A 26,336-nucleotide genomic window follows, 5' to 3' on the forward strand; every position below is an offset into this window, starting at 1 on the left:
ACTACCTCTCTTCGGGACACGGCGGCCGCGCTGCTCACTGCGCTGATCGGCGCAGCCCCTTGCCAGACCGGGGAGGGCGCACCTTATGATGAACCGAACGAATGGTCGGTTGGGAGTTGGTGGAGATGACTGAAGCGGCCGGAAGGGACGCCGGGCCCGATCTGGAGTCCCACTTCGAGGCGACGATCTCGCGGGACCAGCGGATCGAGCCGCGCGACTGGATGCCGGAGGGCTACCGAAGGACGCTGATCCGGCAGATCGCCCAGCACGCGCACTCGGAGATCATCGGCATGCAGCCGGAAGGCGAGTGGATCACCAAGGCGCCCTCGCTGCGCCGCAAGGCGATCCTGTTCGCCAAGGTCCAGGACGAGGCCGGCCACGGCCTGTACCTGTACTCGGCCGCCGAGACCCTGGGCATCGACCGCGCGGAGCTCACCGAGCGCCTCCTCGAAGGCCGCCAGAAGTACTCGTCGATCTTCAACTACCCGACGCTCAGCTACGCGGACGTCGGCGTCATCGGCTGGTTCGTCGACGGCGCGGCCATCTGCAACCAGGTGCCGCTGTGCCGCAGCTCGTACGGCCCCTACGCGCGCGCGATGGTGCGGATCTGCAAGGAGGAGTCCTTCCACCAGCGGCAGGGCTACGAGCTGCTGATGACCATGATGCGCGGCACCGACGCCCAGCGGGAGATGGTGCAGGACGCGGTGGACCGCTGGTGGTGGCCGTCCCTGATGATGTTCGGCCCGCCCGACGACGACTCGCCCAACTCCGCCCAGTCGATGGCCTGGAAGATCAAGCGGCACAGCAACGACGAACTGCGCCGCCGCTTCGTCGACATGACCGTGCCGCAGGCGGCCAAGCTCGGCGTGACCCTGCCCGACCCCGAGCTGCGCTGGAACGAGGAGCGCGGCCACCACGACTTCGGCACCCCCGACTTCTCCGAGCTGAAGGAAGTCATCAGCGGCAACGGCCCGTGCAACGCGGAGCGGATGGAGCGCCGCCGGGCCGCCCACGAGGAAGGTGCCTGGGTGCGTGCGGCCGCCAGTGCCCACGCCACCAAGCAGGCCGCCCGAGCCCGCGAGGAGGCAGTGGCATGAGCGACACCGGGAACTGGCCCCTGTACGAGATCTTCATCCGCGGCAAGCGCGGCCTCAACCACGTCCACGTCGGCTCGCTGCACGCGGCCGACGACCAGATGGCCCTCACCCACGCCCGCGACCTGTACACCCGCCGCAACGAGGGCGTCAGCATCTGGGCCGTGCGCTCCGAGCACATCGCCGCCTCCACCCGGGACGAGAAGGACCCCTTCTTCGACCCCAGCGCCGACAAGGTCTACCGGCACCCGACCTTCTACGACATCCCCGACGATGTCCCGCACATCTAGGAGCCGGTGATGAGCGACGACCACGTCTACCTGAGCCTGGCCGAGGGCCACGACGACAGCGACGCCCGCTGGGCCTTCGGCACCGGCTTCGAGGACCCGCTGCACGGCGTCGACACCGCAGTGCCCGAGGGCGTCGACGCGGCCGCACTGGCCGCGGACTGCCTGGCGCTCGGCGACGACGCCCTGGTGCTGGCCCAGCGGCTCGCCGAATGGGTCACCCGGGCCCCCGAGCTGGAGGAGGAGGTGGCACTGGCCAACATCGGGCTCGACCTGCTGGGCCAGGCCCGCCTGCTGTACGCCCGCGCCGGCCAGACCGACGGCACCGGCCGCACGGAGGACGCCTACGCCTACTTCCGGGACGCCGACGAGTTCCGCAACGTACGCCTCGCCGAACTCCCCAACGGCGACTTCGCCTTCTCCGTCCTGCGCCTCCTGGTGTTCGCGAGCTGGCGGCTCGCCCACTTCACCGAACTGGCCGCCGCGCCCGACCCGGTGCTCGCGGCGATCGCGGCCAAGGGCGTCAAGGAACTCACCTACCACCGGCAGTACTCCGCCGAGTGGGTCGTACGCCTGGGCGACGGCACGGAGGAGTCGCACGCGCGGATGCTGACGGCCCTGGAGGCGCAGGCCCCCTACTGGGAGGAACTGTTCGCCGCCCACGACGTGCGCGACGCGGTGCTGGCGGACCTCCACCAGGTCCTCGACGCGGCCGGACTCCCCATGCCGGCCGTCCGACCGCTGCCCGGCCAGGGCCGCGACGGCGGGCACACCGGTCATCTGGCCCCGCTCCTCGCGGAGTTGCAGAGCGTGGCCCGCGCCCACCCGGAGGCGACGTGGTGACCGTTCTGACCGACGCCCGGCGGGCCCGGCACATCGCCGAACAGGTGCCCGACCCGGAGCTTCCGATGCTCACCCTCGCCGACCTCGGCGTGCTGCGGGACGTCACCGTCGAGCCGGACGGCACGGTGGTCGCCGACCTCACGCCGACCTACTCGGGCTGCCCCGCCATGGCCGAGATGCGCGCAGGGGTCGCCGCCCGCCTGCGGGACGCCGGCTTCGGCCGCGTGGAGATCCGCACGGTCCTCGACCCGCCGTGGACCACTGACTGGATCACCCCCGAAGGGCGCCGCAAACTCGCCGACCACGGCATCGCACCGCCCAACACCGCGCCCCGGCGCCCCGCGGGTCCCGTCCCGCTGGACCTGTCGCCGACCCGGCGCACGGTTCCGTGTCCCCGCTGCGGATCGGCCGCCACCGAGGAGACCTCCCGGTTCGCGGCCACCTCCTGCAAGGCGCTGTGGCGCTGCCTCAGCTGCCGGGAGCCGTTCGAGTACGTCAAGGAGATCTGATGGCAGAGCTGACGGCACCGACCGCCGGTGCCCCCGCGACGACAGCACGCCGGCGCCGCCCTGCCTTCCATCCCCTGCGCGTCGCCGCGGTGCAGCCCCTGTGCGAGGACGCGGTGGCGGTCACCTTCGACATCCCCGCGGCCCTGGCGGAGGAGTTCGCCTTCGGGCCCGGCCAGTCGCTCACCCTCCGCCGCGAGGTCGACGGGCGCGACGAGCGGCGCTCCTACTCGATCTGCTCGCCGGCCGGCACCGCGCCCCGCATCGGCGTCCGCGAGGTGCCCGGCGGACTCTTCTCCTCCTGGCTGGTCCACGAGGTGCGCCCGGGCGACACCGTCCAGGTGATGGCCCCCACCGGAGCCTTCACCCCCGACCTCACGGTCCCCGGCCACCACGTGCTCATCGCGGCCGGCTCGGGCATCACCCCCATGATGTCCATCGCCGAGTCGGTCCTCGCCGCCGACGACCGCTCGACGGTGACGCTGTTCTACGGCAACCGCCGCACCGACACCGTGATGTTCGCCGACGAACTCGCCGACCTGAAGGACGAGTACCGCACCCGCTTCCACCTCGCCCACGTCCTCTCCCGCGAACCCCGGGAAGCCGAACTCCTCTCCGGCCGCCTCGACGGCGGCCGCCTCGGTGCGCTCATCGACGGCCTGGTCGACATCGAGGGCGCCGACCACTGGTGGCTGTGCGGCCCGCACGGCATGGTGCTCGACGCGCAGAAGGTGCTCGCAGAACTGGGCGTCCCCACCGGCCGGATCCACCAGGAGCTCTTCTTCGCCGACGAGCCGATCGAGCCCCTCCGCCACGAGGAGGCGGTGGCGACGGGCCCGGCCAGCGAGGTCACCGTCACCCTCGACGGCCGCTCCACCACCGCGCGCCTCCCGCGCGAGCGCACCATCCTCGACTCCGCCGCCCGCATCCGCCCGGACCTCCCCTTCGCCTGCAAGGGAGGCGTCTGCGGGACCTGCCGCGCCCGCATCACGGACGGCGAGGCCGACATGCGCCGCAACTACGCCCTGGAACCCGCCGAGGTGGACGCAGGCTACGTCCTGACCTGTCAGTCCTACCCGGTCTCCGAGTCGTTGACGGTCGACTACGACAGCTGACCCGGCCCGGCGGGCCGTGCCGCCGGGGGGTGCGGAAATCCGTCGCGGCCCGTGCGGATGGGCCGCTAGCCTCCGGCTGAGCGCAGCCGGGCGGCTGCCCGCGAAGGGAGCCAGGCATGGGGACCGGACGGTTGGGCCTGTTGCTGGACCAGTTCGACATCACCAGGGAGCGGGCCCAGGTGCGGCTGACCGGACTCGGCGACGAGGAGTACCTGTGGGAACCGGTGCCCGGCTGCTGGTCGATCCGGCACCGCGGCGAGGCGACGACGCCCAGAGCGTACGGTCCCGGTGACTGGGTGCTAGACCTGGGCGTCCCGGACATCCCGGCGAGCGAGTACGCCGAGGTGGCCCGGCAGGCCGCCGGAGGCATGAGCGTGGCCAAGATCGCCGACGACTGGAGCGTGAGCGTCGAACGGGTCGAGCAGATCCTCGACCGCAGCGCTCCGCCGGAGCCCGACCGGACCGCGGTGACGACGATCGCGTGGCGGCTGGGGCATCTGCACTCGGGCTTCGCGGGCGGATGGGAGTGGACCTTCGGCGAACGCCGCCGGGATCCGAAGCAGATGGTCGACTTCACCCCCAGCGCCGCCCTGGCCCTCGACCGGTTCTGGGCGGACGTGGACCGCTGGCGCGACAGCGTCGCCGAGGTCACCGACGAGCAGCTCGACACCGTCGGCTTCTCCCAGTACCCGTACGGCTCCGATCCCGACGACGCCTTCGTCGACGTGCTGTGGGGCACCAATCTCGAACTCATCCACCACATGGCCGAGATCGCCCTGCTCCGCGACCTGTGGCGGGCCCGCCGGATCTAGTCCTGCGCCGGGGCGGGCCGCACCAGGCCCATCACCTGTTCCACCAGCTCGTTGCTCAGGCTGGGTGTCGTCAGCGGAGGGTCGGCGGGACGCTGCCGCAGGCCGTTCAGGAGGATCTCGATGTAGCGGCGCCAGATGTCGGGCCGTCGGCCCTGGGTGAACTGGGCGGCGGCGATGAGCATCTGCTGCATGACGGGGATGTCGGAGGCGGTCACCTCCGCCCGCAGCTGCCCGCTGTCCTGGGCCCGCCGGATGAGCGCCTCCAGGTAGGGGAGCATGCCCCCGCGGGCCGTCTCGAAGGGCTCGGAACTGTGGCTCCCCAGCATGATCACCTCGTGCAGGCCGCGGTTCTCGGCGAGGTCGGCCGTCATCGTCATGAGGAAGTCGACGAGCCCCTGCCAGGGATCGGGGTGGGCGAGCGCTTCTTCCGCGGACTCCTGCCGCATCGCGAGGTCCTGCTCGAACACGGCCCGTACCAGGGCCTCCTTGCTCGGGAAGCGGCGGTACATCGTGCCGACGCCGACTCCGGCGTGCTTGGCCACGTCGTCGAGGGTCACCCCGAGACCGCGCCGGCCGAAGACCTCCCGTGCCGCCAGCAGGATCCGCTCCCGGTTGCGGGCGGCGTCGCGCCGCAGAGGGCGCTCGCCGTCCTTCGACGTACTCTCCGGGTCACGCTCGGCCATGCGCACATGGTAGCCCTGTGGATCATGTGCGCACGGCCCTGCCGTCCGGGTCAGGATCCGCCGCGCTCGCGCGGGATCTTCTGCCCGGCCTCGACCGCGACCGGCAGCCGGTTCTCGGCCGGCGGCAGCGGGCAGGTGGCCAGGTCCGTATAGGCGCAGGGCAGGTTCGCGGCGCGGTTGAAGTCCAGGACCACCGTGCCGTCGGCGGCGGGCGGGTCGACGGTCAGGGACCGGTTGGCGGCGTAGGTGGTGACGCCGGAGGTCGCGTCGGTGAACAGCACCATCAGCCCGCCCGGACGGTGTCCGGGGAACGCGGTCAGGGACAGCTGCCGCCCCGCCAGCTCGAACTCGATCCGGCCCGGGGCGTCGTACACGTGCTCAAGGCCTGCCACCGCGGCGCCCACCGTGGTCGGCCGCGGCTCGTCGAAGGAGACGTACCGGCCCGTCACGGCCCAGCGCGGGTCGGGGGCGTAGGCGGGGGTTCCGGTGAAGGCGGTGCGCAGCGGGGCGTCCGGGTGCCGGGGACGCACGATGTCGTTCCCGCCGCGCTTGGCGACCTCGATGACCGCGTCGCCCCAGACCGCTTCGACGCTGCTGCGCTCCGGAAGCACGCCGAAGCGATGCTCGCCCCGCACCGGCGTGCCGTCGACGACCAGCTCCTCGCCGTCGTCCAGGGCGACGACGACCCCGTCCGGGCCGGTGCGCCAAGCACCGGGGGCGTCGGGGAAGCGCTGCGGACGGTCGTCGAGCCAGTGCAGACCGGTGATGGCCAGGAACCCGTGCGGGGCGGAGATCCGGGCCTCCTGGGCACGGTGCCAGTCCTGCCAGCTCTCGGTGAAGACCTGGAGATCCGTCGTGGTGGCCTCAGTCGTCATGGGTCCTCTTTCGTCGGGCGAGGCGCTGCAACAGCCGTACCCGTCAGAACGGGGGCCGACGAGGCCGCATTCCGGTCCACGTGTGACAGCTTCTTGTCAGTCGTGTGTCACGGTCGTTCAGGACGCGGGCCCCCAGGACCTGTCGCTGGGGTGTGCCGTGCCGGGGGACGTGAGGGGCAGGTTGACGAAGGACGCGGCGTCCGCCGAGCGCTCGACCGTGTACACGCCGGCGGCGAGGTCGGCCAGTTGCCGTGGGGTGGGGGAGACGGGGTAGTGGAAGTCGGCGGGCGGGCCGCTGGTGAGGGCGACCCGGATGCGGTAGCCGGCCGGGATCCGCGTGAGGCTGGGCAGCAGGGAGACGTCGTACCGGGTCGTGCTGCCGGGCGTCACGGGCCGTTGCGCGGCCTGGGTGAAGGGGTGGCTCGGCTTGAGCAGTGCCTTGTTCGCGCCGTACCAGCTCTGCCCGGTGTCCACGGCGCGCTGGCTGCCCAGCAGGACGCCGTCGGCCTGCTTGGTCACCGTTCCGTCCGGCGCGACGATGCCCAGCGTCGCCGACAGCTCGGTCTCCGTCGTGGTCGCCGCCGCGTAGACGGTGACGTCGGCCGGACCGTCGAGGAGTGCCGCGTCGGTGAGCGGGGCGGTGGTGTAGGTCAGCGAGCCGTCCGAGGAGGTGGACGCGGCCCAGGAGAGCCGGTCGCCCGCTCGTCCGGACGGCCTGGCCGCGGTAAGCGAGCCGTCGCCGAGGTAGTAGGTCCGCGCCTGCGGCGACAGGGGCCAGGCGGCGCTGTCGGTCCAGGAACCGGCGCCGTTCTCGAAGAGGTGCAGGGGCGTCGAGGTGTCGGCCATGCCGGTCGGCGCGTCCTTCAGCCAGGTCTCGAACCACTCCAGCCGAATGGCCTGCAGTTCGGCCTCGTCGACGTGCTCGCCGTGGGTCCAGGGTCCGACGATCGCCTGGTAGCGGCCGGTGACGGTTTCACCCGCCCTGATCGGAGCGGTCGACGGCCGGCCGAAGTAGGCGTTCTGGGCGGCCACGTAGGCGCCCAGATTGCCTCCGGGGAACAGGTCCTGCCAGCCGGCCTCGCTGAGTGCCGGAATGCCGTTGCGCACGATCCGCGGCATGAGCTTCTGGACGTTCCGGTCCTGCCAGTAGGCGTCGTCGTACGCGCGTGAGCCGCCGTCGGCCTGCTGGGCGATCGTCACGGACTGCGGGTCGGTGGCCGGATCGTCCTCGGGGCCGCGCGGCTCGGCCCGGGCGATGCCGGCCACGAAGCCGGTGGGGATGCCGCCGTTGGCGGTGAGGTCGTTGTAGAAGTCGGAGTCGGTGCAGAACGGTGCGATGGCCTTGAGCGCCGAGTTCCTGCCCACGGCCGCCGCCGTGGACCACTGGTTCACCCCGAGATAGGAGCAGCCGTCCAGCCCCACCTTGCCGTCGGACCCCGGCAGGGTGTGGGCCGCCCAGTCGACCAGCTCGGCGCCGTCCTCGCCCTGCCGGTCACCGAACCAGTCGACCTGCCCGCCGGAGTCACCCGTGCCCCGGACCGCCGAGGCCACGAAGACATAGCCCCGCTGGACGAAGTAGGTGCCGTTGTCCGCGGGGTCGGAACGCTGGGTGCCGTACGGGTTCTGCGACAGCAGTACCGGGAACGTGCCGGACGCGCGCTCCCCGGTGTCCGGGTCCGTCGGGTAGACGATCTCGACGGCGATCTTCACTCCGTCGTCCATGGTCACCGTGGTGTGCACGGGCCGGCTCGCCGCGTACGAGGCCGCGGGCGGCTGCCACACCGAGGGCTGCGCGGTCGCGGTCGCCGGCTGGCCCGCCGCCACCAGTACCAGCGCGGCCGAACCGCCGGTCAGCACCGAGAGGGCGGGAGAGGACCTGAACCTGGAGCGGGCCTTGCTCTTCGTCATGCGGGTTCCTTGGGATCGGGGATCTCCGTCTGCGCCGCACGCCCGGCCTGAAGCGCCCCGGGCGGTGCCACGGCCATGAGTCATCGACCGAATGGTCGGTAGTCTGTGAAGCGCGGCCGGGAGCTGTCAAGGTCCCCGGAACGGGCAGAAGTTCGGCCCTCCGGACGCTTCCGTCCGGGCCTAAGTGGAGATAGCCTCTCCGTCTTGAGGTGCGTCGGCGCGCGCCTCAAGCCCCTTGACGGTCAGGCCTCTTCGCCGTCGCCCAGGGCGTCGCGCAGCGCGGCGCGGGAGGCCACGCCCAGCTTGGGAAAGAGCTGGTGGAGGTGGGTGGAGACGGTACGCGGAGAGAGGAAGAGCCGTTCACCGATCTGCTTGTTGGTGAGGCCCGCCGCCGCGAGCAGGGCGATCTCGCGCTGCTGCGGGGTGAGCGATGCAAGACCGCTGCCACCGGCCGGCCCGACGGTCAGCCCCGTGGCGCGCAGCTCGTTGCCGGCCCGGGCCGCCCAGGGGCGGGCGCCGAGGCTCTCGAACGTGTCGAGCGCGGCACCGAGGTGGGTGCGTGCCTCGGTGGTGGACTTCGCCCGCCGGAGCCGTTCGCCGTGGGCGAGCCGCACCCGGGCCAGCTCGAACGGCCAGCGGTCGGTGCCCGGAACGGCGAGCGCCTCCTCGAACAGCCCGATCGCGTCGGCGTCGTCGGCGACGAGCGCCGCCGACGCGTTGACGATCATGGCGAGTCGTGGCGAGATCGCGGCGAGCCCGGCGTCCCGCATCGCGGCGACGTGGGCGGCGGCCTCCGCGAGGCGGCCTGTGCGCACCGCGGCCTCGACCACGTCCATGACGACGTGCAGCGCGGCCGGAACGTGCGACGCCAGCTCCCCGGCGGGGCTGACGGCGGACGCGTGCCGGTACGCGTCCTCGAACCGGCCCCGGCCGAGCGCGGCGAGCGCCCGCGCGTGCGAGGCGCTCGACAGCAGGAAGTTCGTCCCGCGCGGTCGCGCCCACAGGACCATCTCGTCCGTCAGCGTCCGGACGGCGGTCGCGTCGCCGCGCGCGGCCGCGACCAGCGCATGCTGGTAGCGGAACTCCGCCGACATCAGCTGATAGCTGTGGGCCTCGCCCAGCCGGCGGCCCCGGTCGGCCTGCCGCTCCAGCTCGTCCCACTCACCCGACGCGAAACAGTCCCTGCCCAGGAACACCAGTGCCTGGATCTCGAGGGTGACCGAGCCGCTGTCCCGCCCCTCCCTGAGCACCCGCCGCAGCGCGGTCCTGCACTCCGGCAGCCGGTCGACATAGAGGGAGGTCACGGCGGTCCGGATGACCCGGACCGGGTCCCGCTCCCGGTCGAGCGAGGCCAGCAGGGCGTCGAGCCTTTCGAGCGCGGGCCGTCCCGCCCGGGCCGGATCGGCCATGGCGTCGAGACTCAGCGCCAGCAGGTCCGGGACCGCCGGTACCAGCAGGCCGAACGCCCGGCGCACCGGTTCCCACACCTCGGCACGCTCACGGGCGTGACACACCCAGGTCAGGTTGTGCAGCGCCTCCAGCATGGCGGTGTCGGTCGCGTCGTACGGCCGGTCCTGCATCTCGACGGCACCCACGAGCAGCCGGTGGGCGGTTGCGAGGTCGCCCTCGCCGCTGAGCAGGATGTGATGGGCCGCCGCGACGGCGGCCACCAGCGGCCCGGCAAGTCCGCCGTCGGCCTTGCGGGCCTCCTCAAGCAGCCTCGGCACGTCCCGCAGATCACCGGTCAGGTCCGCACCGAGATACGCTGCCTCGGCGATCCGCCGGCTGCGCTCGTAGCCGCGCGGACTCAGCTCCGCGGCGCGCAGCAGCGCGGCGACGGCACCGCCCGCGTCGCCCCGCCGCACGATGTCGCGCGCCACCTGTTCGAGCAGTCCGGCGACGTCCTCGCTCGGCCCGACCGTGGCGTGGGCGAGATGCCAGGCACGGCGCTCGGGCCGGTCGGCCCGGAACTCGGCCAGGGCACGGTGTACGTCCCGGCGCTGGCCGCTCGTCGACAGTTCCACGACGGCCGAACGGGTGAGGGGGTGGCGGAACTCCAGCCGGCCGGTGCCGTCGTCCACGTGCACGAGCCCCGCCCGCTCCGCGGGGGCCAGGTCCCGCACCCCCGTCGGATCGGCCCCGGCCGCCGCCAGAACTCCCAGTTCACCGGTGCCGTCCAGGGCCGCGTACAGGAGAAGCGACCGGGTCGGGGCGGGCAGCGCCGTCACCCGGGACGCGAACACCGCCTGCAGCCGGCGGCTCAACGGCAGCACCTCCGGGACCGGGGACGCGGGGTGCCGCGTGTCGCTCAGGGCGATGGGCAGCTCCAGCAGGGCCAGTGGGTTGCCCTGCGCCTCGTCCAGCAGCCGCTCCCGCACGCGCGGCGCCAGCGCCGGGAAACGGTCCTGGATCAGCACCGCCGCCGCGGTCGCGTCGAGCGGCCGTACGTGGTGGTCGGGCACCCCGCCGCGTTCGAAGAAGGTCCCTTCCTCCGCCCGGTGCGCGCCGAGGAAGCCGACCCGGCTGCCGTTCAGACGGCGGGCGACGATGCCCAGCACCACGGCACTGGCCCGGTCCAGCCACGGCAGGTCGTCCACGACCACCAGCAGCGGGCACTCCCCGGCGGCCTGGACGAGCAGCGTCAGCGCCGCGTTCGACACCAGCAGCTGGTCGGACGGCGCCCCCTCGGCCAGCCCCAGCGCGACACTCAGCGCACCGCGATACGGCTCGGCCAGCCGCTCCAGCCCGGTCAGCAGCGGATGCAGGACCTGATGCAGTCCCGCGAAACTCACGGTGCTCTCGAACTCCACACCGGCCGCACGGACGACCCGCATGCCCACGTCCCGGGCGTACGCGGCCGCGGCGTCCAGCAGCACCGTCTTGCCGACACCCGCGTCCCCGGACAGCAGCAGCGCGCCGCCCGAGCCCCGGGCCTCGTCGACGAAGCCCCGGATCACACCGAGGTCGTACTCGCGCCCGACCAGCCGCCCCGCCGACCCCGCCGGCGGAAGACCGGCACCGTCCATGCACGTCTCCTTACCGACGCCCGTACCCTACGCCGGGACGACGCCGCCGCGCATGCCGCGACCAGGCACGCGGCGACCAGGCACGCGGCGGCCGGGACTGGGACGGCCGGGACCGCGGGCGTCGCCCGGATCCCGGCCGTTCGTCCGAGGACGCGGGGTCAGCCCTGCGCGGCCCGCCTGATCAGTGCGGCCACCTCGGCCGGCTGCGACACGTACACCGCGTGGCTGCCGTGGACCTCCACGACCTGCGAGCCCGCCCGCTCCGACATCGCCCGCTGGGCCGGCGGCGGGATCATCCTGTCGTCGGTGGCGACCAGGTACCAGCTCGGCTTCACCCGCCAGGCGGGCTCCGCCACGGCGCCGCCGAGTGCGTCGACACCCCACGGCACCTGCGAGTCGGCCATGAACGCCGCCAGTTCGGCCGGCACGTCACCGGCGAAGGCGTCCGCGAACTTCGCACGGTCCAGGAACAGGAAACCGTCCTGCGGCGGCAGGATGGGCGGCACCGGGGCGCCGGGCGGCGGGTCGGCGATGAGCGAGCTCACCGACTCGCCCTTGTCGGGCGCGAACGCGGCGATGTACACGAGCGCCGCGACCTTCGGGTGGTTGCCCGCTTCGGAGATCACGGCACCGCCGTAGGAGTGCCCCACCAGGACGACCGGACCGTCCTGGGCGTCGAGGACCTTCCGCGTCGCGGCGACGTCCCCCTCCAGGGACAGCGTCGGGTTCTGGACGATGGTGACGTGGTAGCCGTCCCCCTTGAGGGCGTCGTACACCCCCTGCCACCCGGACCCGTCCACGAAGCCTCCGTGGACGAGAACGACGTTCCTCGGTTCCGTACTCATGGCCTCTCCTTCGGCGCGGCCGACCGTCGCGGCCGCACGAGGAAAACTAGGCGTGGGCCGTTGTGATCGATTCCGTCAACTGACGTAGTCCGCAGAACACGCCGCATCCGGACGGTGCCGACACCCTTGCGACCGCGTGCGGAAGTTGCCACGCTGGACATTCACACCGCTTGCTCCTGCTCTCACCACGGCGTTCGCGAGACCGCCGGCCCCGACCAGTCCCGGCTCGATACGTTCGTGCGCGCTGCTCTCCCTCCCGGCGTTGAAGCGCGTACACCGCGCCCGAGCACCACAGCGACCGGCCGGACAGCCGCCGCCTCACCTGTGGAGCACACCATGGACACGAGCGAGGAGGCCGCCCGCGGCCTGACCGACATCCAGGACTTCCTGTACCACCAGGCCCATCTACGAGCGGCACGCCGACGCGTCTCGGCCTTCGTCGCACGGGAGCCGGGGCTGACCCAGGAGCAGAAGACCGACATCGAGCGCTGGTATCTCCAGGAACAGACCTACGTGGCCCACATGGTGACCGAGCACATCGCCGCCAGCGTCAGCGCGGTGGAACAACGGCACCACGCCCGCTTCGGACGGTGGCTGCGCGGCACGCTGACCGCGATGCTCCTGGTCACCGCGGCGATGGCACTGTGCGTCACCATGGTGCTGGTCGGCGCGTCATAGCCCGACGGACCGACGGAACACGGAGATGGGGCCCGGCGCTCGCGCCGGACCCCATCGAAGCCGGCCCTACTTCTGCCCGGCGAGCCAGTCGGCGAACCTGACCTCGCCGAGCTCCGCACCCGGGCCCGGCAGGAGTGTGTCCTCCTGGAGTTCGGCACCCCAGTACGTCGCCTGCGGGTCCGTGACGATCTTGCGGGTGTCGTCCTGGGCAGCGAGCCCCATCCGGATGAACTCCTCCAGCTCGAAGCTCTCCGGGCCGCCGGCCTCCACCACGCCGTTCACCGGGGCGCCGACCGTGGCGCGGGCCACGGCCGCGGCCACGTCGTCGGAGACCATGGGCTGGATCCGGCCGGCCGGCAGCCGCACGGTGTCGCCCTCGGTGACCCCGTCGGCGAGCCCCTTCGCGAACTCGAAGAACTGGGTCGCGTGGACGATGGAGTAGGGGATGCCGGACGCCTCGATCAGCTCCTCCTGGGCCTGCTTGGCCCGGAAGTAACCGCTGCCCTGGAGCCGGTCGGTGCCCACCACGGACAGCGCCACATGGTGCCGCACGCCGGCCTCGGCCTCCGCCTTGAGGAGGTTGGCCGTGGAGGCACGGAAGAAGTCCATGACGGCCTGGTCCTCGAACGAGGGCGAGTTGGACACGTCGACCACGACCGAGGCGCCCTCCAGGGCCTCGGCCAGGCCCTCGCCGGTGAGGGTGTCGACGCCCGTGCTCGGCGCGGCGGCGACCGCCTCGTGCCCCTGCTCGCCGAGCCCGCGGACCAGCTTGGAGCCGATGAGCCCGGTGCCACCGATCACTACGACCTTCATGACGGAATTCCTCTCGGGATCTTTCTGGTGCTTCCATCAGAAGAGACCGGACAGCCCCCTCGCGTGTGACACGCGCTCCGGGAAACCGGGGGAACGGGTGCGTCACCCGTCCAGCGACGCCACGTAGGGAGCCAGCTTGGCCGGGTTCATCACCCACAGGAGGCGTTCGATACCGCGCTCCGACACGTCGGCGGACAGCAGGGCCACCGCGGTTCCCGAGGCGGAGACCAGCACGGCCGGCCTGCCGTTGGCCTCGACCCAGCGCACCTGGGCCTGCGGCCAGAACCGCGGGGCGAAGGCGACGAGGTACCGGGAGACGTGCGGCAGCCCGGAGACCGGGATCTTCGACGCCCCGCGCACGCCGCCCCCGTCGGAGTAGCTGACCACGTCCTCGGTGAGGACCTCCTCCAGCACCGACAGATCGCCGTTCTGCGCGGCGACGAGGAACACCTCGAGGAAGCGCCGGTGCTCGGCGGAACCGACCGGCTCCCGGCGCTCCGCCGCCAGCCGCTTGCGGGCCCGGCTCACCAGCTGGCGGGCATTGGCCTCGCTGGTCTCCACGATGTCCGCGATCCGCCGGTACGTGTAGTCGAACGCCTCCCGCAGCACGTATGCGGCCCGCTCCACCGGGTTCAGCTTCTCCAGCAGGAACAGCACCGCCATGTCGAGCGCCTCCGCGCGCTCGGCGCCCAGCTGCGGATCCGCGTCCGTGTTCACGGGCTCGGGCAGCCAGGGCCCGACGTACGACTCCCGGCGCACCCGGGCCGACTGCGTGAAGTTGATCGCCAGCCGGGTGGTCACCGTCGCCAGGAAGGCGGCCGGCTCGTGGACACCGGCACGGTCGGTGCCCTGCCATCGCACCCACGCCTCCTGGACGATGTCCTCGGCCTCCACGGCGCTGCCGATCACGCGGTAGGCGATACCGAAGAGCTGCGGACGCGCCGCGACGAACTCCTTCGTCGCCCGGTCCAGGGAGTCGGCGTGGTCACCGGCGCGCATCCATGTCCTCCAGGGTCGGACCAGCATGCTACAAGCCGGTCCGGCCCCGGCCGGCGCACGGCGGGCCGGGGTGTCGGCGGCCCTCCGGAGGCCAAGGGCAGGGCACGTACTACAACGTGAACAAGCCGAACGGCGACCTGTCGGTCTTCGAGACCTTCAGCCTGCATCGCAAGCGCTCCGACGGCCACGCCGGCTGATCAGCGACCAGCACGAAACGCGGGCCGGGCGGCCACCGCCCGGCCCGCGCCGCGTTCCGGTTCAGGGCCCCTCGGCGTCAGCCGATGCTCACGTCGTCGACGTAGCCGCGGTAGCCGCCCGTGGCCCCCGAGTGGTCGAAGCCGAGGAGCACCTTGCTGACCGCATGCCCTGCCTTGACCTTGCCGAGGTCCACGGTCACGTGGTTCCAGGTGTCCGGCGCGAGGTGACCGCACTGCTGGGCCGGATGGATCCCGTGGCCGGACTGGTCGGTGGCGCCGGAGTCCCGCAGGTCGCTGCCGTCGGTGAAGACCAGGTCGACGGCGACACAGGTGCTGTTGTCGGAACCGGCGTCCACCCACGGGGTGGTGGCGTCGGACTGCGGGAAGATCCAGTAGCTGAGCGCGGTGTCGCCGCGGACGGTGAGCGGCGCGCCGTTGAAGCCGTAGACCTGCAGGTAGGCGTGGTCGTACGAACCGCCGTTGGCATAGCCCGAGTACATCAGCGCGGCGTCGCCCGTGTGGGCCTGCTCGCCGGTGCGCACGGCTGCCTGGGGACCCGTGAGGCCACAGCACAGGCCGGTGATGTTGTAGTTGCCGTCGCCGTTGGTGTCGACGTTGTCGACGGTGTCGGTCCAGGTCGGCTGGGCCTGTCCGGTCTCGAAGCCGGTGGTGAGTGAACCGGTCGTCCCGGCCTCGGCCGGCTGGGACAGCTCGTGCTGGACGGTGGCCCGGCTGGTGCCGGCCGGGGCGAGGTCGATGGTCTCGCCGACCTCGGTGTGCAGCTTGATCGTCGTGCCCGAGAGGGTGCCCTTGTGGACGCCGTCGGCGTAGTACTCCATGGTCTTGCCGGGCCAGGGGTTGGTGAAGGTGAGGTTCCTGCCGGACCGGCTGGTGATCCGGACGTATTCCACGGCGTTGTCCCGGATGCTGCTGGAGACCAGGAAGTTGTCGTAGGCGAGCAGGCCGCCGAACTTGGCGTTGGAGTTCGCGGGCCAGTTCGGGAAGACCTTGATGTCGTGCTGGTAGGACTGCAGGAGCATCTCGTCGAGCCCCGAGGTGGTGACGTTGAGGTTCTCGACGCCGCCGCCGTAGTGGTGCACCGCCATGTTCGGGTACGAGTGGGCGGTGGCCTCGGAGTGCAGTTCCTCCATCAGCGTGCTGGGGTTGTAGCCGACCATCGCCGCGGCCGCGTACAGGGTGGCCGGGGAGTTGTCGCTGTGCCAGTTGTTCAGCTGTGCCACGGTGTTCTGCGCGGTGTGGAGCAGGTCGGCTGAGTCGTTCAGCCCGATCTGGAGGCCGGGGTAGACGGCCTGGATGGCGACGTCGTTGCCGTCGCTGACCCAGCCGGAGCCCTCGGAGGTCTGCCGGAAGACGGTCCGGCCGTTTCTCGTCATCGTGGGCAGCGGCGCGAGGTTCTCGTCGATGTGCTGCCAGGTGGGCACGAGCGAGTCGTTGACGTGCAGGTCCTTGCTCATGTCGATCAGGCCCTGGAAGAGCAGGTGCACAAGACCGAGCGAGAGGATGCTGTTGGTCTGCGGGTAGACACCGCCCTCCTGCGGCGCGTCGTTCTCGATGGTGTACGTGCCCGTGGCCGCGTCCCAGGTCAGGTAGTGCTGCCAGAACAGCCCGACCTGTTCGAGGTAGGGAAGGACCTTGCGTGCGTAGGAGGCGCTGCGGGTGTACTCGTACTTCATGACCATGTCGCTGGCGAAGTTCACGGCGTCGGACTTCTGGTTGTACAGGTCGTCGGCGGCGCTGGTCCCGTTGGGCGAGATGCCCACGGGGTAGAGGACGCCCTGGTAACCGGCCGCGGCGGCCTTCGCCCTGCCCTTGGGCATCCAGTCCAGGATCGGGTCGTCGTAGGAACCCGTCTGGGCGATGTGGTTGGTCGACAGTGCCGGATAGAACGCCGCCTCGTAGTTGTAGTTGGCGTGGTAGTCGCCGTACCAGTTCATGGCCCCGGTGATCCAGTTGCCCCACAGGCCCGGGGCGTACTTCCCGGCGCGCGAGACCGAGCCCAGCAGGTAGAGCGAGCCGTACCAGCTCTTCTCCACGGCCTGGTCGGGGATCTGGACGAACGACCGGGACCAGTACTCCCGCCACCAGGACTCGTGGGCCGCGTACAGCCTGGCCGTCGAGCCGCCGGTCAGCGTGGCGGCCGCCGCGTGGGCGACGGACTGGTAGCGGGGTGTGTCGTGGCTGCTCTGTATCGCCGCGGCGACGGTGTAGGTCACGCCGGGCTCGAGGGTCAGGCCGATCCGGTTGCCCGACACGTTCGCGGCGGTGCCGTCCACGCTCGTCGCGATACGGGCGTGGGGGTTGCCCGGCGCGTCGGTGGTGCCGGCCTGCACGTCGGCGTCCAGCACCCCGTCCCTGCTCGACGTGGCCGGCGCCTTCCCGAGGCCGTCCTGCACGGTGACGGTCGCCTGCTGCGGGCGCGAGCCGGACAGCCGCAGGGTGGTGACGAACAGGTCCCGGGTCGCCGAGACCCAGCTCGTGGACGAGAGCTTCTCGCCGCCGAGCGTGTAGGTGCCCTCGACCTGGCCCTGCGCGATGTTCTGTACGACGTGATAGTCGGCCCCGGCCAGGCCCGGGACGGACAGCACGATCCGGCCGAGCGGTTCGATGCCGTTGGTGGCGGTGGAGAAGAAGTCGTTCTTGCCGAGGTAGAAGGTCTGATCGTCGATTGAGCCGCCGACCGCGACGCCGACATCGCCGTTGCCCAGCAGCGGGGCGTCGACGGTCTCGCCGTTGGCCAGAGTGGTGGGCGGGGAGTCCCACACGCCCCGGAACTGCGCCACGGTTCGCAGCGCCTGGGCAGGAGTGGGATCGCCGACGGTGGTCTGTGCGGCGGCGGACGGACCGCCCTGGACGGCGGTCAGGCCGATGGCCACGAGCGCCGCGGCCAACAGGGTGCTGACGCGTCTCCGGTAACGAAGTGAGGATGCCACTGCGGTGTGACCTTTCTTCTCATCTCTTCTCATCCGGCGTCCCGCTCTTGGCGAGCGGGTGTTTTGGACCGGTCGGATGCGGCCGCTCGGCCGTATGCGGTGGTCAGGTAGGCCGCGCCCAGCAGCGGGGCCCGGGCAGGTTGCCGTGCCGGGGTGACGGCGGGGCACCCGTCGCGGGCTCGGCCGCCCGCCTCGGCGAGCCCCGCCCGCAGTGGTTCGGCCACGAGATCCCAGGCCCCCGCGACGGCACCCCCGACCACGAGAACCGTCGGTTCGAAGGCCGCGACGAACGGCCCGAGCACGCTGCCCAGCACCCGGAACGCCCCGGCGAACACACCGGCCGCGGCACGGTCCCCCTGCCGCGCCCGGCGCGCGATCTCCCGGACGTCCGGCGGCGGTTGGCCGCTGAACCGGGCGTAGGCCCGGCGCAGGGCCCGTCTGGACACCGTCTCCTCCAGCGGGGCGTCCGCGTACCGCAGGGTGTGGAGCCGCCCGTCCGGCGGGACCCCCGGCCCCTGCCGGACGATGCGGCCGTCGCGCAGGAAGCAGGAGCCCACACCGGTGCCGAGGGTGATCCCGACGGCACGGCGGTGTCCGCGCGCCGCCCCGGCCCACCACTCGCCGAGGACGAACGCGTCCGCGTCGTTCCAGAAGCTCACGCCCGAGGCACCCGGCAGCGCGGACGTCAGAGCGGCCCGCAGGTCGAACCCCCGCAGGGCGTCGAACTTGCCGACCCCCTCGTACCGGCCGATGCCCCGCTCGTGGTCGAAGGGACCGGGCAGCGCCACCGCCCACCGGGCCGGGCCCCGCACGGACAGCCGGGCGGCACAGTGGACCAGGGCCGACACGATGTCCCCGGCACTGCTGTCACCGTCCACCGTTTCCCGGAACGACCGGCCGCCCCGCAGGTCCCGGGTCCCCACGTCCACGCACGCCGCGGTCACATGGGTGCCGCCGACCTCCAGCACCGGCACGACGGGCCCTTCGCCGGAGCTCATCGCACCAGCGCCTTGACATACCGCACCGGCCCCGCCCCGAGGGTCCGCACCCGGTATGCGCCGACCGCGGCCGGCACGGTCAGGGTCTCGGCGTAGGCCAGCACCCGACGGTGCCCGCCGCTCGTCTCCAGCAGGATCCCGTCGCCCGCCACGACGTTGACGACATGGAAACGGTGGTCCGTGTCGTCGTCCACGACGGCGTCCGGTGCCAGTTCGAGGCGCCGCACCTCGAAGAACATCTCCGGAAGACGCCCGATGACGTCCTCGCGCCAGCCCTCGCCCGAGCGCAGCGTCCGCGGTTGCTGGACCAGGTCCCGGGCCACCGCCTCGCCGGACCGGGCGGGGTCCAGGTTCTCGAACGCGTGGCCCACATGGACCGGCCGCTGCCTGCCCTCGCGGTCCCTGCGCAGCCAGTCGTAGAAGCGAAGGCTGTACAGGTACGGCGTCGCGCTGATCTCCAGGACGACATTGCCCGCGCCGCTGCCGTGCGGGGTGCCGCCCGGGATGAGGAAGAGCTGGTGCCGGTCGGCGGGGAAGGTCTGCACATAGCGCTCGATGTCGAACGGCACGCCCTCCTGGACCGCCCGGTCCGCCTCCCGCCGGAAGGCCGCGAGGTCGGCGTCCTCGCGCAGCCCCAGGAACACCTGGCTGCCGGCGCCGCCGAGCATCATGTAGTAGGTCTCGTGCTGGGTGTACGGCCAGCCGAACACCCCTCGCATGTAGTCGGACTGCGGGTGGCAGTGCACGGACAGGTTGCCGCCGCCGACGGTGTCGAGATAGTCGAAGCGGATCGGGAACGAAGTGCCGAACATCGCGTGCACCGGTTCCCCGAGTACCTCCTCCGGGTGCAGCGCGACCAGCGCCTGCAGCGGGATCTCGACCCGCGGTCCTTCCGGCCTGCCGACGAGGATTCCGCTCTCCGGCGCGATGAGCTCGTAGCCCAGCGCGGTGTTGGCCGCCTCCCGGTTGAAACCGAGCTGCTCCTGCGCCCAGTGCCCGCCCCAGGAGGTGGTGTTGAAGGTGGGGCGGGTACGGAAGGGCCGGCGAGCCAGGTCGGCGAGGGCGCCGCGCAGGCCGGTGCCGTCCAGCCAGGCCGGAGCCTGCGGGTCCTGGACGTCCAGCCACAGGTCGACGTCGGGGAGGAGGGCGTCGCGATGCCGGTCCAGGACGGGCCAGTCGATGTAGAACAGCCGGCGCGTCGTGCCCGCACCGGTGCCGGCCGGCTGCCCCAGGTTGCGGCCGCTCCCGCCGGTGATCCCGGCCTCGGCGTACCGCTTGGGCAGGTCCGCGTACCAGAGCCGGTCGTACGGCACCAGGGCCGCCCCCGGTCCGAGCACGACGGTGACCGCGTCGTCGGCGGCGTCGGCGGCGGCCCCGGGCTCGGGCAGCCCGGTGAAGAAGTCGGCGAGGCCCGCCCGGGACAACGGGGCGAAGTCCGGGTCGTCCGCCAGCACGGCGGATCCGGTACGGGCGAGGATGTCGGGCCAGGGCGCGAAGTGTTCCCGCGTGTCGATCTGCTTCGCGGCGATGCCGCGGGCGGCCAGCGCGTCACGGATCCCGGCGGCGACCGTCTCCCAGTCGACGGCCGGCGGGCCGTCCACGGCGAGGACCAGCCCGGGAGCGAGGTCGGTGAGCGCGTCGCGATATCCGGTACCGACTTCCCCGGTGATGCTGTGGCAGGGTTCGGCTTCGTAGCCACGGACTGCCGGCATGGCGATGTCAGCCTTTCTGTGGGGTTTGTGGGGCTTGTGGGGGGTGCGAGCCGGGTCGCTCAGGCGACCGGGCCGAGATGGGTGAGTGTCCCGATGCCCTCGACGGACAGGGTGGCGGGCAGCGCGGCGGTGAGGCCGGTCCCGAACGTCGGGTTGATGTCGAACAGGGCCGAGAGCACCGCCTCTGCCCCGGCGGCGCCCGCGACGTTGTCGCGGGTCGCGGTGCCGCGTTCGGCCACCCGTGCCCCGTGCTGCCCGTCCGGCCCGGTGACGATCTCCATGGCCTGACCCCACAGACCGCCCGAGGCGGCCGACGAGAGGTCGCGCAGCAGTGCGATCGCCCGGTCGCGGCGACCCAGGCGCGCCAGGCCGTGGGCGGTGACGCCGGGCCACGCGGCGAAGGCTCCGGCCGCGCCGTGGTCCGGACGGTCGGAGGCGGCGGCGATCGGATCGTCGGGGCTCAGCGCCCGCATCCAACCGCCCACCAGCAGACGGCCGGTGACGAAGTCGGCCATCTCCCGCCGTACCCGGTCCGGGAGTTCGCGGTGCAGGGCCGCCGCGACCAGACCGAAGTCCAGGCAGTGCCCGATCGTGTCGGTCCCGTCCGGGCGGAGTATCCGCCAGCGGCCCGCCCCGGCGTACAGGTCGAGCAGCGCGTCGGCCAGTCGACCGGCCTCGGCCTCGGCCCGCTCGGCGTCCTCGGGCCGGCCGAGCCACCGGTACAGCCCGGCCAGCGAACGCGTCGAGGCGACGTAGGCGCCGTTGAAGGAGGCGACGACACCGGTGTAGGTGGGCACACACTCCAGCAGTTGCCACGGATCGGCACCGAAGTCGGCGAGCACGCCCCCGGTGGTCGCGCTGCGCCGCTCGCGCCACCCGAGCCCGAGCCGCTCCGCGTGCGCGAGGACGGTCGCCCCGCCGGTCGTCTCGTCGAGGAAGGCGAGGTCGCCGGTGATGCAGACGTAGTGCTCGATGAGCCGGAACAGGGCGTAGTCGGTGGAGCTGTAGGCGTTGCCCAGCGGCCCGCCGCCGAGGTTCTCCACGCCGAAGGAGTCCCGGTAGGGCCCGGCCAGGACCCGCAGCAGCCAGCGGCGCAGTCCGGCCGGTTCCAGCAGGGCGTACAGGCGGCTCCACTCGCAGTGGTCCCAGAAGTAGGTGGTGGTCGGCCCGAGCCGGGGGCCGCCGGTGAGGAACACCGGCTCCCCGGGCCGGATCCGGGTGGTGCGCATGTACAGCGCCTGCAGGGCCCCCATGTAGTAGGTGCGCGCGAGTCCGGCGTCCTCGGTGGTGAAGGTGGGCAGGTGCCCGGAGAAGTCGGGATTGCCCGGGGTGAACATGCCGGCCCACAGCCGTCGCCAGCCGTCCCGGCCGGCACTCATGGTCGCCTCGAAGTCCTCGGCCGCGCTACGAGCCTGTGCGGCGACGGTGTCGGCGTCGGTTCCGTACGCGCAGGCGATCCCGATGACCACGCTCCGGCCGGGCTCGATCCGGCAGGTCCAGGTCGCCCGTCGGCCGGCGCCCTCGGCCCGCAGCTCGCCGGGCGGACCGGCGAAGGCGTAGGCGGCACGGGCCGCCGACCTGGAGTCCGCGAAGGAGACCGTGCCGTCCTCCGTCCGCGACACCCAGCGGCGCGACTCGGTCCAGTGCCGGGTACGGGCGACCTCCGCATCCGCGAGCCGCATCACGACCTCGTCCGCCGCCACCTGTATGTGGACGTGGTGCCAGATCCCGACGGCGAGTTCGGCGCCGGTGGACTCCCGCTCTCCGGTGATGCCGAGCCACAGCCGGCCGTCGTCGACGCCGACCTGGAGGGAGTCGGGGTGGTTGCCGTGGGTGAGGACGGTCCCGGACTGGCCCGCCGCGTCGAGCCGCAGCTCGAAGCCGATCGTCAGGCCGGGGGAGAGTACGAAGGGGGCCAGGTTCGTCTCGTCGTCGGGGGTCAGCGCGATCGTCCCGTCGGCCCGCAGGATCACACCGCCGTCGGCCCCCGCCACCCCGAGCCCGCGCACGGCCCCGGCCACGCCCGCCCGTGGCTCCGGCTCCTTGTCGTGGCTGACGTGTGCCGGGAGCGCGTCGTCCAGGAGCATCGGACCGTGGTCCTCGTCGCGCTGGATCCCCGGCACGCGGGGCTTGCCGAGACGGAGGCGCCGGCGAGCGGGTGACAGCAGGTAGTGCGGCTCGGCTCCGCCGGTGGTGGCCCGGATGCGCTCCAGCGCCATGAAGTCGTGGTGCATGCCGTGGTTCCAGGGGCCGTCGTACAGCCAGCCGTATCCGACCTCGGCGTGGGCGGCCATCGCGAACAGGTCCTGGGCCAGTTCGACCGTCCTGGCCTCGTCGCTCTCGTTGCTGACCTCGATCCGCCACAGGAGCAGATCCCGGGACAGCGCCATCCGGGTGTCGGTGGTCAGCAACAGCCCGTCCGGGCGGCGGTGTTCGCGCAGCGCACCCCACGGCTTCCAGAGGAAGCGCTGTGCGGCCGGGACCATACCGTCCACGTGCAGCTCACCGGTGTGGTAGCCGAAGGTGAACGGCGGGGCGGCCAGCCAGGACAGGGAGGTCAGGTCGTGGTTCACATGGGCCTGCCCCTGCTGGTTGCGCAGGGAGGGCAGGTGCGCGATCTCGTCCGCGCCGGCCCAGTGCCCGGCGACATCCTCCAGGTCCGGCACACCGGTCCTGCCGATGTCCACGGCTCCGGCGGCGGTTTCCATGGTCACTTGGTGGCTCCCGAGGTCAGTCCGGCGATGAACTGCTTCTGCAAGGCGAGGTAGCCGGCGACGGGAACGACCGCCGCCAGGAGCATCACGCCGAACAACTGGGCGTAGTCGGTGGAGAACTGACCGACCGACAGATAGATTCCGGTGGTGATCGTCTGGCCGTGCAGCGGGCCGAGGATGAACTGCGGGTTCATGAAGTCGTTCCAGATCCACAGCGACAGGAAGATCGCGACGGTCGCGGTGGCCGGGCGCAGCAGCGGCATGACGATCGTCCACCAGACCCGCAGGCTCCTGGCGCCGTCCACGGTCGCGGCCTCGATGATCTCGTCGGGGACCGACCGCAGGAAACCGGAGTAGACGAACACCGCGAACGACAGGTAGCCGCCGCCGACGTTGGCGAGGACCAGTCCCGGACAGGTGTGGTCCAGGTGCAGGAAGGCCAGGATGCGGATGGTCGGCAGCAGCACCACCGCGGGCGGGATCATCAGGCCGGCGGCGAAGCCCGCCAGGACGATCCTGCGCAGGCGTGCCGAGCGCCGGGACAGCCAGAAGCTGAGGGCCGCACCCAGCGGGATGATCAGCAGGACCGAGGCGACGACGGTGACCGCGGAGTTGGTCAGCCCGATCTGCACGATCCGGTCGGGCCGGGCGAGAGCGTCCGTCAGGTTGTGCGTGGTGGGGGGAGCGGGCGGAGCCGCCGGATCGCGGATGATCTGGTCCTGCGGCTTGAAGGCGTTGACGATCGTGAGATAGACCGGGCTGACGAAGGCCAGCGTGAGCAGACCGGCCGCCACGAGGTGTCCCCGCGTCACCCAGGTACGGCGGTCGCCGCGCGGGGCCGGCACGATCCGCGGTGTCACTGTTTCCCTCCGGGCCATGGGCCGTTGCGATGTCGACGTGCTCACAGGTCCACCTCCCGGCGGCGCAGCAGAGCGGTCACGGACAGCGCGATGACGACGGAGACGACGAGAAGGAGCATCGCGACGGCCGAGGCGTAGCCGTACCGGTCGTCCGTGAAGGCGAGCTGGATGATGTAAAGAGCGGTGGACTGGGTGGAGTCGGCCGGGCCGCCCGAGGTGAGCACCGCGATGATGTCGTACAGCTTCAGCATCGTGATCAGCGAGATGGTGACGCTGATCGTGGTGCCCGGGGCCAGCATCGGGAACGTGATCCGCCGGAACCGCTGCCACCGGCCGGCTCCGTCCACCATCGCGGCCTGGTACAGCTCCACGGGGATCGACTGCAGAGCGGCCAGGTGGACGACGGTGGTGAACCCGGTCAGCACCCAGGCCGCGACGAGCCCGACGGACACGGCGGCCAGGTGCGGACTGCCCAGCCAGGTGATCGGCTCGTCGATGACGCCCAGGGAGACCAGGACGTTGTCGAGGATGCCGTCCCGGGCCAGGATGTAGCGCCAGACGTAGCCGACGATGACACCGGACAGCACCTGCGGCAGGAACGCCACGGTACGCATCATCCGGAAGCTCAGCGAGGTCCTGTTGAGCAGCATCGCGAACCCGATGCCGGCGGCGTTGGCCACGAGCGTCGCCGCGCCGGCCAGCAGGAGGGTGAAGCCGAGACTTCCGGCCAGGGCGCTGTCGTGCGCCATCTCGCGGTAGTTGGAGAGGCCGACGAAGTCCGACCGGGCCAGCAGCGGGTTCTCGTTCGTGAGGCTCTTCCAGGCGCTCATGATCACGGGAACGACGATGAACAGGACGTACAGGCCCAGCGCGACGAACGCGATCGACCCCAGGGCGGGGTCGCCACGGCGTCGGCGGACTCGGGTGGACACAGCTCGGGTGGTCATGGGTCTTCCCTCGGAGGAGATCTGCGGCCCCGGAACCGGCAGGCCCGGTGCCGAGGAGGCGGCTTACTTGGTCGCCGAGTCCCAGGCGGCGTCCAGCCTGGCCAGCTGCCCGTCGACGTCGTCCGACGAGAACAGCGCCTGACTGGCCGCGTAGAAGGCGTTGTTCAGCCCGGAGGGCATGGAGTCGTCGTTGGTCGCCCAGCCGATCGCCGAGACCTTCGTGTTCTGCCGGGTGACGTAGGAGTACGAGTCCTTGAAGACCTCGGTGACGTGCACGCCGTAGTCGGCCAGGGTCTTGTTCTTCAGCATCGGGAACGCGCCGTCACCCTCGATCAGGGCCCTGTAGTTGGCCGGGTCCAGCGACCAGGCCTCGGCGAACGCGGTCGCCTTGGCGGGGTCGGGGGTCTTGGCGCTGATCGCCATGGAGCCGCCCACCGAGAACGGCACCACGAGCGACCCGTCCTCGGTCGGGGTGAGGAAGGCGCCGAAGTCGTCGGCGTGGTCCTTGGGCACCGAACCGAGGAACCAACTGCCCATCATGTACATCGCGGCCTTGCCGGAGGTGAAGTGCGTGATGGAGTCGGCGTACTTGACGCCGAGGGCGCCGTCCTCGAAGTAGCCGTTCTTCACCATCGTCCGGTACTTGCCCACCGCCGCCCTGACGTTGGTGTCGGTGAAGTGGACCTTGCCCGCGTAGCGTTCCTTCAGCCAGTTCGGGTCCTTGCCCAGCACGTCGGCGGACAGGATGCCGACCAGCGGCATCGACGCCGCGAACGGATCGCCGCCGCCCAGCTCGACCGGGGTGATCCCGGCGGCCTTCAGCTTGGCGCACACGGCCATGAACTGCGACCAGGTCTTCGGGGCGGCGGTGATGTGGGCCTTGGCGAACAGCTTCTTGTTGTAGAAGACCTCCGGGATGATCTGCGAGTTGGTCGGCGGGATGTAGACCTTGCCCTTGTAGGCGTTGCCCAGGGGCAGCAGGAAGTTGGCGTTCACCCACTTCTGGTCGTACGGCCTGAGCAGCCCGGCGGTCGCGAACGTCGACGGGGTGATCGACTGGAGCAGATCCGGGAACTGTCCTGAGGCCTGGAGCTGCTTGGCGTACGCGTCCCGGTCCGTGCTCGGCGCGACGATCTTCTTCACCGTCACGCCCGGCACCTTCTTCTCGGCGTCGGCGATCGAGGTGTCCCAGAACGTGGCGGTCAGGCTCGGGGTCTCGAAGGTGAGGTAGGTCAGGGAGCTGCCGCCCTTCCCGCCTCCGGTCGACGCGGCAGCGCATCCGGTGAGGGCGAGCGCTGCGGCGAGGCAGACAACGGTCGGACGTTTGCGCCTCATGGAAGTCTCCTGAAGGGACGATGCGGCCCGATGGACGGGGGCGGACCGGAGAGGATCGACGCCGCGGCATCCTTCGAGATAACGTTATCGCGAGGATAGGAGCGCGTTGCGGGAATGTGTCAAGGGCCGGTCTGATAT

At 71.7% G+C, this 26,336-nt stretch carries 21 protein-coding genes; 7 read left to right on the forward strand and 14 right to left on the reverse strand.

The annotated features are described in order from the left end of the window. Nucleotides 1-125 precede the first annotated feature (125 nt). The 6 genes from paaA to ABT137_RS46050 all read left to right on the forward strand — a co-directional run bounded on the left by paaA (nt 126) and on the right by ABT137_RS46050 (nt 4,657). Complete coding sequence (gene paaA, locus ABT137_RS46025; protein WP_351718893.1) at nt 126-1,097, forward strand: 1,2-phenylacetyl-CoA epoxidase subunit PaaA; 972 nt, start codon at nt 126-128, stop codon at nt 1,095-1,097. Beyond that, the gene (gene paaB / locus ABT137_RS46030) at nt 1,094-1,384 is read left to right on the forward strand and encodes a 1,2-phenylacetyl-CoA epoxidase subunit PaaB (RefSeq protein ID WP_093507257.1); all 291 of its coding nucleotides are present in this window, start codon (nt 1,094-1,096) and stop codon (nt 1,382-1,384) included. The genes paaA and paaB overlap by 4 nt, the downstream gene beginning before the upstream one ends. A 9-nt stretch (nt 1,385-1,393) precedes the next feature. Then, the gene (gene paaC, locus ABT137_RS46035) at nt 1,394-2,224 is read left to right on the forward strand and encodes a 1,2-phenylacetyl-CoA epoxidase subunit PaaC (protein WP_351718896.1); all 831 of its coding nucleotides are present in this window, start codon (nt 1,394-1,396) and stop codon (nt 2,222-2,224) included. Then, nucleotides 2,218-2,733, forward strand: a complete 516-nt coding sequence (gene paaD / locus ABT137_RS46040) for a 1,2-phenylacetyl-CoA epoxidase subunit PaaD (RefSeq protein WP_351718899.1) — start codon at nt 2,218-2,220, stop codon at nt 2,731-2,733. The genes paaC and paaD overlap by 7 nt, the downstream gene beginning before the upstream one ends. Further along, entirely contained in the window at nt 2,733-3,845 is a 1,113-nt protein-coding gene (paaE, locus tag ABT137_RS46045; RefSeq protein WP_351718902.1) for a 1,2-phenylacetyl-CoA epoxidase subunit PaaE, read from the forward strand. The genes paaD and paaE overlap by 1 nt, the downstream gene beginning before the upstream one ends. Before the next feature lie 116 nt (nt 3,846-3,961). Next, entirely contained in the window at nt 3,962-4,657 is a 696-nt protein-coding gene (locus tag ABT137_RS46050) for a DinB family protein (RefSeq protein WP_351718905.1), read from the forward strand. On the opposite strand, the gene ABT137_RS46055 is transcribed toward ABT137_RS46050, so the two are convergent. From ABT137_RS46055 to ABT137_RS46075, 5 genes are all read right to left on the reverse strand, one after another. Then, entirely contained in the window at nt 4,654-5,340 is a 687-nt protein-coding gene (locus ABT137_RS46055) for a TetR/AcrR family transcriptional regulator (RefSeq protein WP_351718908.1), read from the reverse strand. The two genes, ABT137_RS46050 and ABT137_RS46055, sit on opposite strands and share 4 nt — an antisense overlap. Nucleotides 5,341-5,390: 50 nt before the next feature. After that, the gene (locus tag ABT137_RS46060) at nt 5,391-6,215 is read right to left on the reverse strand and encodes a DUF1684 domain-containing protein (protein ID WP_351718911.1); all 825 of its coding nucleotides are present in this window, start codon (nt 6,213-6,215) and stop codon (nt 5,391-5,393) included. Between the two features lie 117 nt (nt 6,216-6,332). Beyond that, nucleotides 6,333-8,123 (reverse strand): CocE/NonD family hydrolase, encoded by a 1,791-nt coding sequence (locus ABT137_RS46065; protein WP_351718914.1) that lies wholly within the window; start codon nt 8,121-8,123, stop codon nt 6,333-6,335. Between the two features lie 242 nt (nt 8,124-8,365). Next, nucleotides 8,366-11,149: an ATP-binding protein gene (locus ABT137_RS46070; RefSeq protein ID WP_351718917.1), complete on the reverse strand. Its 2,784-nt coding sequence runs from the start codon at nt 11,147-11,149 to the stop codon at nt 8,366-8,368. A gap of 158 nt (nt 11,150-11,307) precedes the next feature. Beyond that, on the reverse strand, nt 11,308-11,994 hold the full coding sequence (locus tag ABT137_RS46075; RefSeq protein ID WP_351718920.1) for an alpha/beta fold hydrolase: 687 nt from the start codon (nt 11,992-11,994) through the stop codon (nt 11,308-11,310). A gap of 336 nt (nt 11,995-12,330) precedes the next feature. Here ABT137_RS46075 and ABT137_RS46080 point away from each other — a divergent pair, with 336 nt between their 5' ends. Beyond that, nucleotides 12,331-12,672, forward strand: a complete 342-nt coding sequence (locus ABT137_RS46080; protein ID WP_351718923.1) for a hypothetical protein — start codon at nt 12,331-12,333, stop codon at nt 12,670-12,672. Between the two features lie 66 nt (nt 12,673-12,738). On the opposite strand, the gene ABT137_RS46085 is transcribed toward ABT137_RS46080, so the two are convergent. The 9 genes from ABT137_RS46085 to ABT137_RS46125 all read right to left on the reverse strand — a co-directional run bounded on the left by ABT137_RS46085 (nt 12,739) and on the right by ABT137_RS46125 (nt 26,198). Beyond that, entirely contained in the window at nt 12,739-13,485 is a 747-nt protein-coding gene (locus tag ABT137_RS46085; RefSeq protein WP_351718926.1) for an SDR family oxidoreductase, read from the reverse strand. 102 nt (nt 13,486-13,587) lie between these two features. Beyond that, nucleotides 13,588-14,484 (reverse strand): RNA polymerase sigma-70 factor, encoded by an 897-nt coding sequence (locus ABT137_RS46090; RefSeq protein ID WP_351718928.1) that lies wholly within the window; start codon nt 14,482-14,484, stop codon nt 13,588-13,590. A gap of 274 nt (nt 14,485-14,758) precedes the next feature. Then, nucleotides 14,759-17,632, reverse strand: a complete 2,874-nt coding sequence (locus ABT137_RS46095) for a glycosyl hydrolase family 95 catalytic domain-containing protein (protein WP_351718931.1) — start codon at nt 17,630-17,632, stop codon at nt 14,759-14,761. 29 nt (nt 17,633-17,661) lie between these two features. Continuing rightward, nucleotides 17,662-18,630, reverse strand: coding sequence for an ROK family protein (locus ABT137_RS46100; protein ID WP_351718933.1), 969 nt, complete (start codon nt 18,628-18,630; stop codon nt 17,662-17,664). After that, nucleotides 18,627-20,342 carry a class I mannose-6-phosphate isomerase gene (locus ABT137_RS46105; RefSeq protein WP_351718936.1) on the reverse strand — a complete coding sequence of 572 codons (1,716 nt, stop codon included), beginning with the start codon at nt 20,340-20,342 and terminating at the stop codon, nt 18,627-18,629. The genes ABT137_RS46100 and ABT137_RS46105 overlap by 4 nt, the downstream gene beginning before the upstream one ends. A 59-nt stretch (nt 20,343-20,401) precedes the next feature. Next, nucleotides 20,402-23,050, reverse strand: coding sequence for a hypothetical protein (locus tag ABT137_RS46110; protein WP_351718976.1), 2,649 nt, complete (start codon nt 23,048-23,050; stop codon nt 20,402-20,404). A 2-nt stretch (nt 23,051-23,052) separates the two neighbouring features. Then, entirely contained in the window at nt 23,053-23,916 is an 864-nt protein-coding gene (locus ABT137_RS46115) for a carbohydrate ABC transporter permease (RefSeq protein ID WP_351718939.1), read from the reverse strand. Between the two features lie 41 nt (nt 23,917-23,957). Beyond that, nucleotides 23,958-24,863 carry a carbohydrate ABC transporter permease gene (locus ABT137_RS46120; RefSeq protein WP_351718942.1) on the reverse strand — a complete coding sequence of 302 codons (906 nt, stop codon included), beginning with the start codon at nt 24,861-24,863 and terminating at the stop codon, nt 23,958-23,960. 63 nt (nt 24,864-24,926) lie between these two features. Further along, the gene (locus tag ABT137_RS46125) at nt 24,927-26,198 is read right to left on the reverse strand and encodes an ABC transporter substrate-binding protein (protein ID WP_351718944.1); all 1,272 of its coding nucleotides are present in this window, start codon (nt 26,196-26,198) and stop codon (nt 24,927-24,929) included. Nucleotides 26,199-26,336 lie beyond the last annotated feature (138 nt).

Origin of the sequence: Streptomyces sp. NPDC001980 (assembly GCF_040296885.1) — a bacterium.
Classification (GTDB): Bacteria; Actinomycetota; Actinomycetes; order Streptomycetales; family Streptomycetaceae; genus Streptomyces.

Coding starts and splice junctions, on each gene's coding strand:
- paaA (WP_351718893.1), top strand. CDS start 126: ATGACTGAAGCGGCCGGAAGGGACGCCGGGCCCGATCTGGAGTCCCAC.
- paaB (WP_093507257.1), top strand. CDS start 1,094: ATGAGCGACACCGGGAACTGGCCCCTGTACGAGATCTTCATCCGCGGC.
- paaC (WP_351718896.1), top strand. CDS start 1,394: ATGAGCGACGACCACGTCTACCTGAGCCTGGCCGAGGGCCACGACGAC.
- paaE (WP_351718902.1), top strand. CDS start 2,733: ATGGCAGAGCTGACGGCACCGACCGCCGGTGCCCCCGCGACGACAGCA.
- ABT137_RS46050 (WP_351718905.1), top strand. CDS start 3,962: ATGGGGACCGGACGGTTGGGCCTGTTGCTGGACCAGTTCGACATCACC.
- ABT137_RS46055 (WP_351718908.1), bottom strand. CDS start 5,340: ATGGCCGAGCGTGACCCGGAGAGTACGTCGAAGGACGGCGAGCGCCCT.
- ABT137_RS46060 (WP_351718911.1), bottom strand. CDS start 6,215: ATGACGACTGAGGCCACCACGACGGATCTCCAGGTCTTCACCGAGAGC.
- ABT137_RS46065 (WP_351718914.1), bottom strand. CDS start 8,123: ATGACGAAGAGCAAGGCCCGCTCCAGGTTCAGGTCCTCTCCCGCCCTC.
- ABT137_RS46070 (WP_351718917.1), bottom strand. CDS start 11,149: ATGGACGGTGCCGGTCTTCCGCCGGCGGGGTCGGCGGGGCGGCTGGTC.
- ABT137_RS46075 (WP_351718920.1), bottom strand. CDS start 11,994: ATGAGTACGGAACCGAGGAACGTCGTTCTCGTCCACGGAGGCTTCGTG.
- ABT137_RS46080 (WP_351718923.1), top strand. CDS start 12,331: ATGGACACGAGCGAGGAGGCCGCCCGCGGCCTGACCGACATCCAGGAC.
- ABT137_RS46085 (WP_351718926.1), bottom strand. CDS start 13,485: ATGAAGGTCGTAGTGATCGGTGGCACCGGGCTCATCGGCTCCAAGCTG.
- ABT137_RS46090 (WP_351718928.1), bottom strand. CDS start 14,484: ATGCGCGCCGGTGACCACGCCGACTCCCTGGACCGGGCGACGAAGGAG.
- ABT137_RS46100 (WP_351718933.1), bottom strand. CDS start 18,630: ATGAGCTCCGGCGAAGGGCCCGTCGTGCCGGTGCTGGAGGTCGGCGGC.
- ABT137_RS46105 (WP_351718936.1), bottom strand. CDS start 20,342: ATGCCGGCAGTCCGTGGCTACGAAGCCGAACCCTGCCACAGCATCACC.
- ABT137_RS46110 (WP_351718976.1), bottom strand. CDS start 23,050: ATGGAAACCGCCGCCGGAGCCGTGGACATCGGCAGGACCGGTGTGCCG.
- ABT137_RS46120 (WP_351718942.1), bottom strand. CDS start 24,863: ATGACCACCCGAGCTGTGTCCACCCGAGTCCGCCGACGCCGTGGCGAC.
- ABT137_RS46125 (WP_351718944.1), bottom strand. CDS start 26,198: ATGAGGCGCAAACGTCCGACCGTTGTCTGCCTCGCCGCAGCGCTCGCC.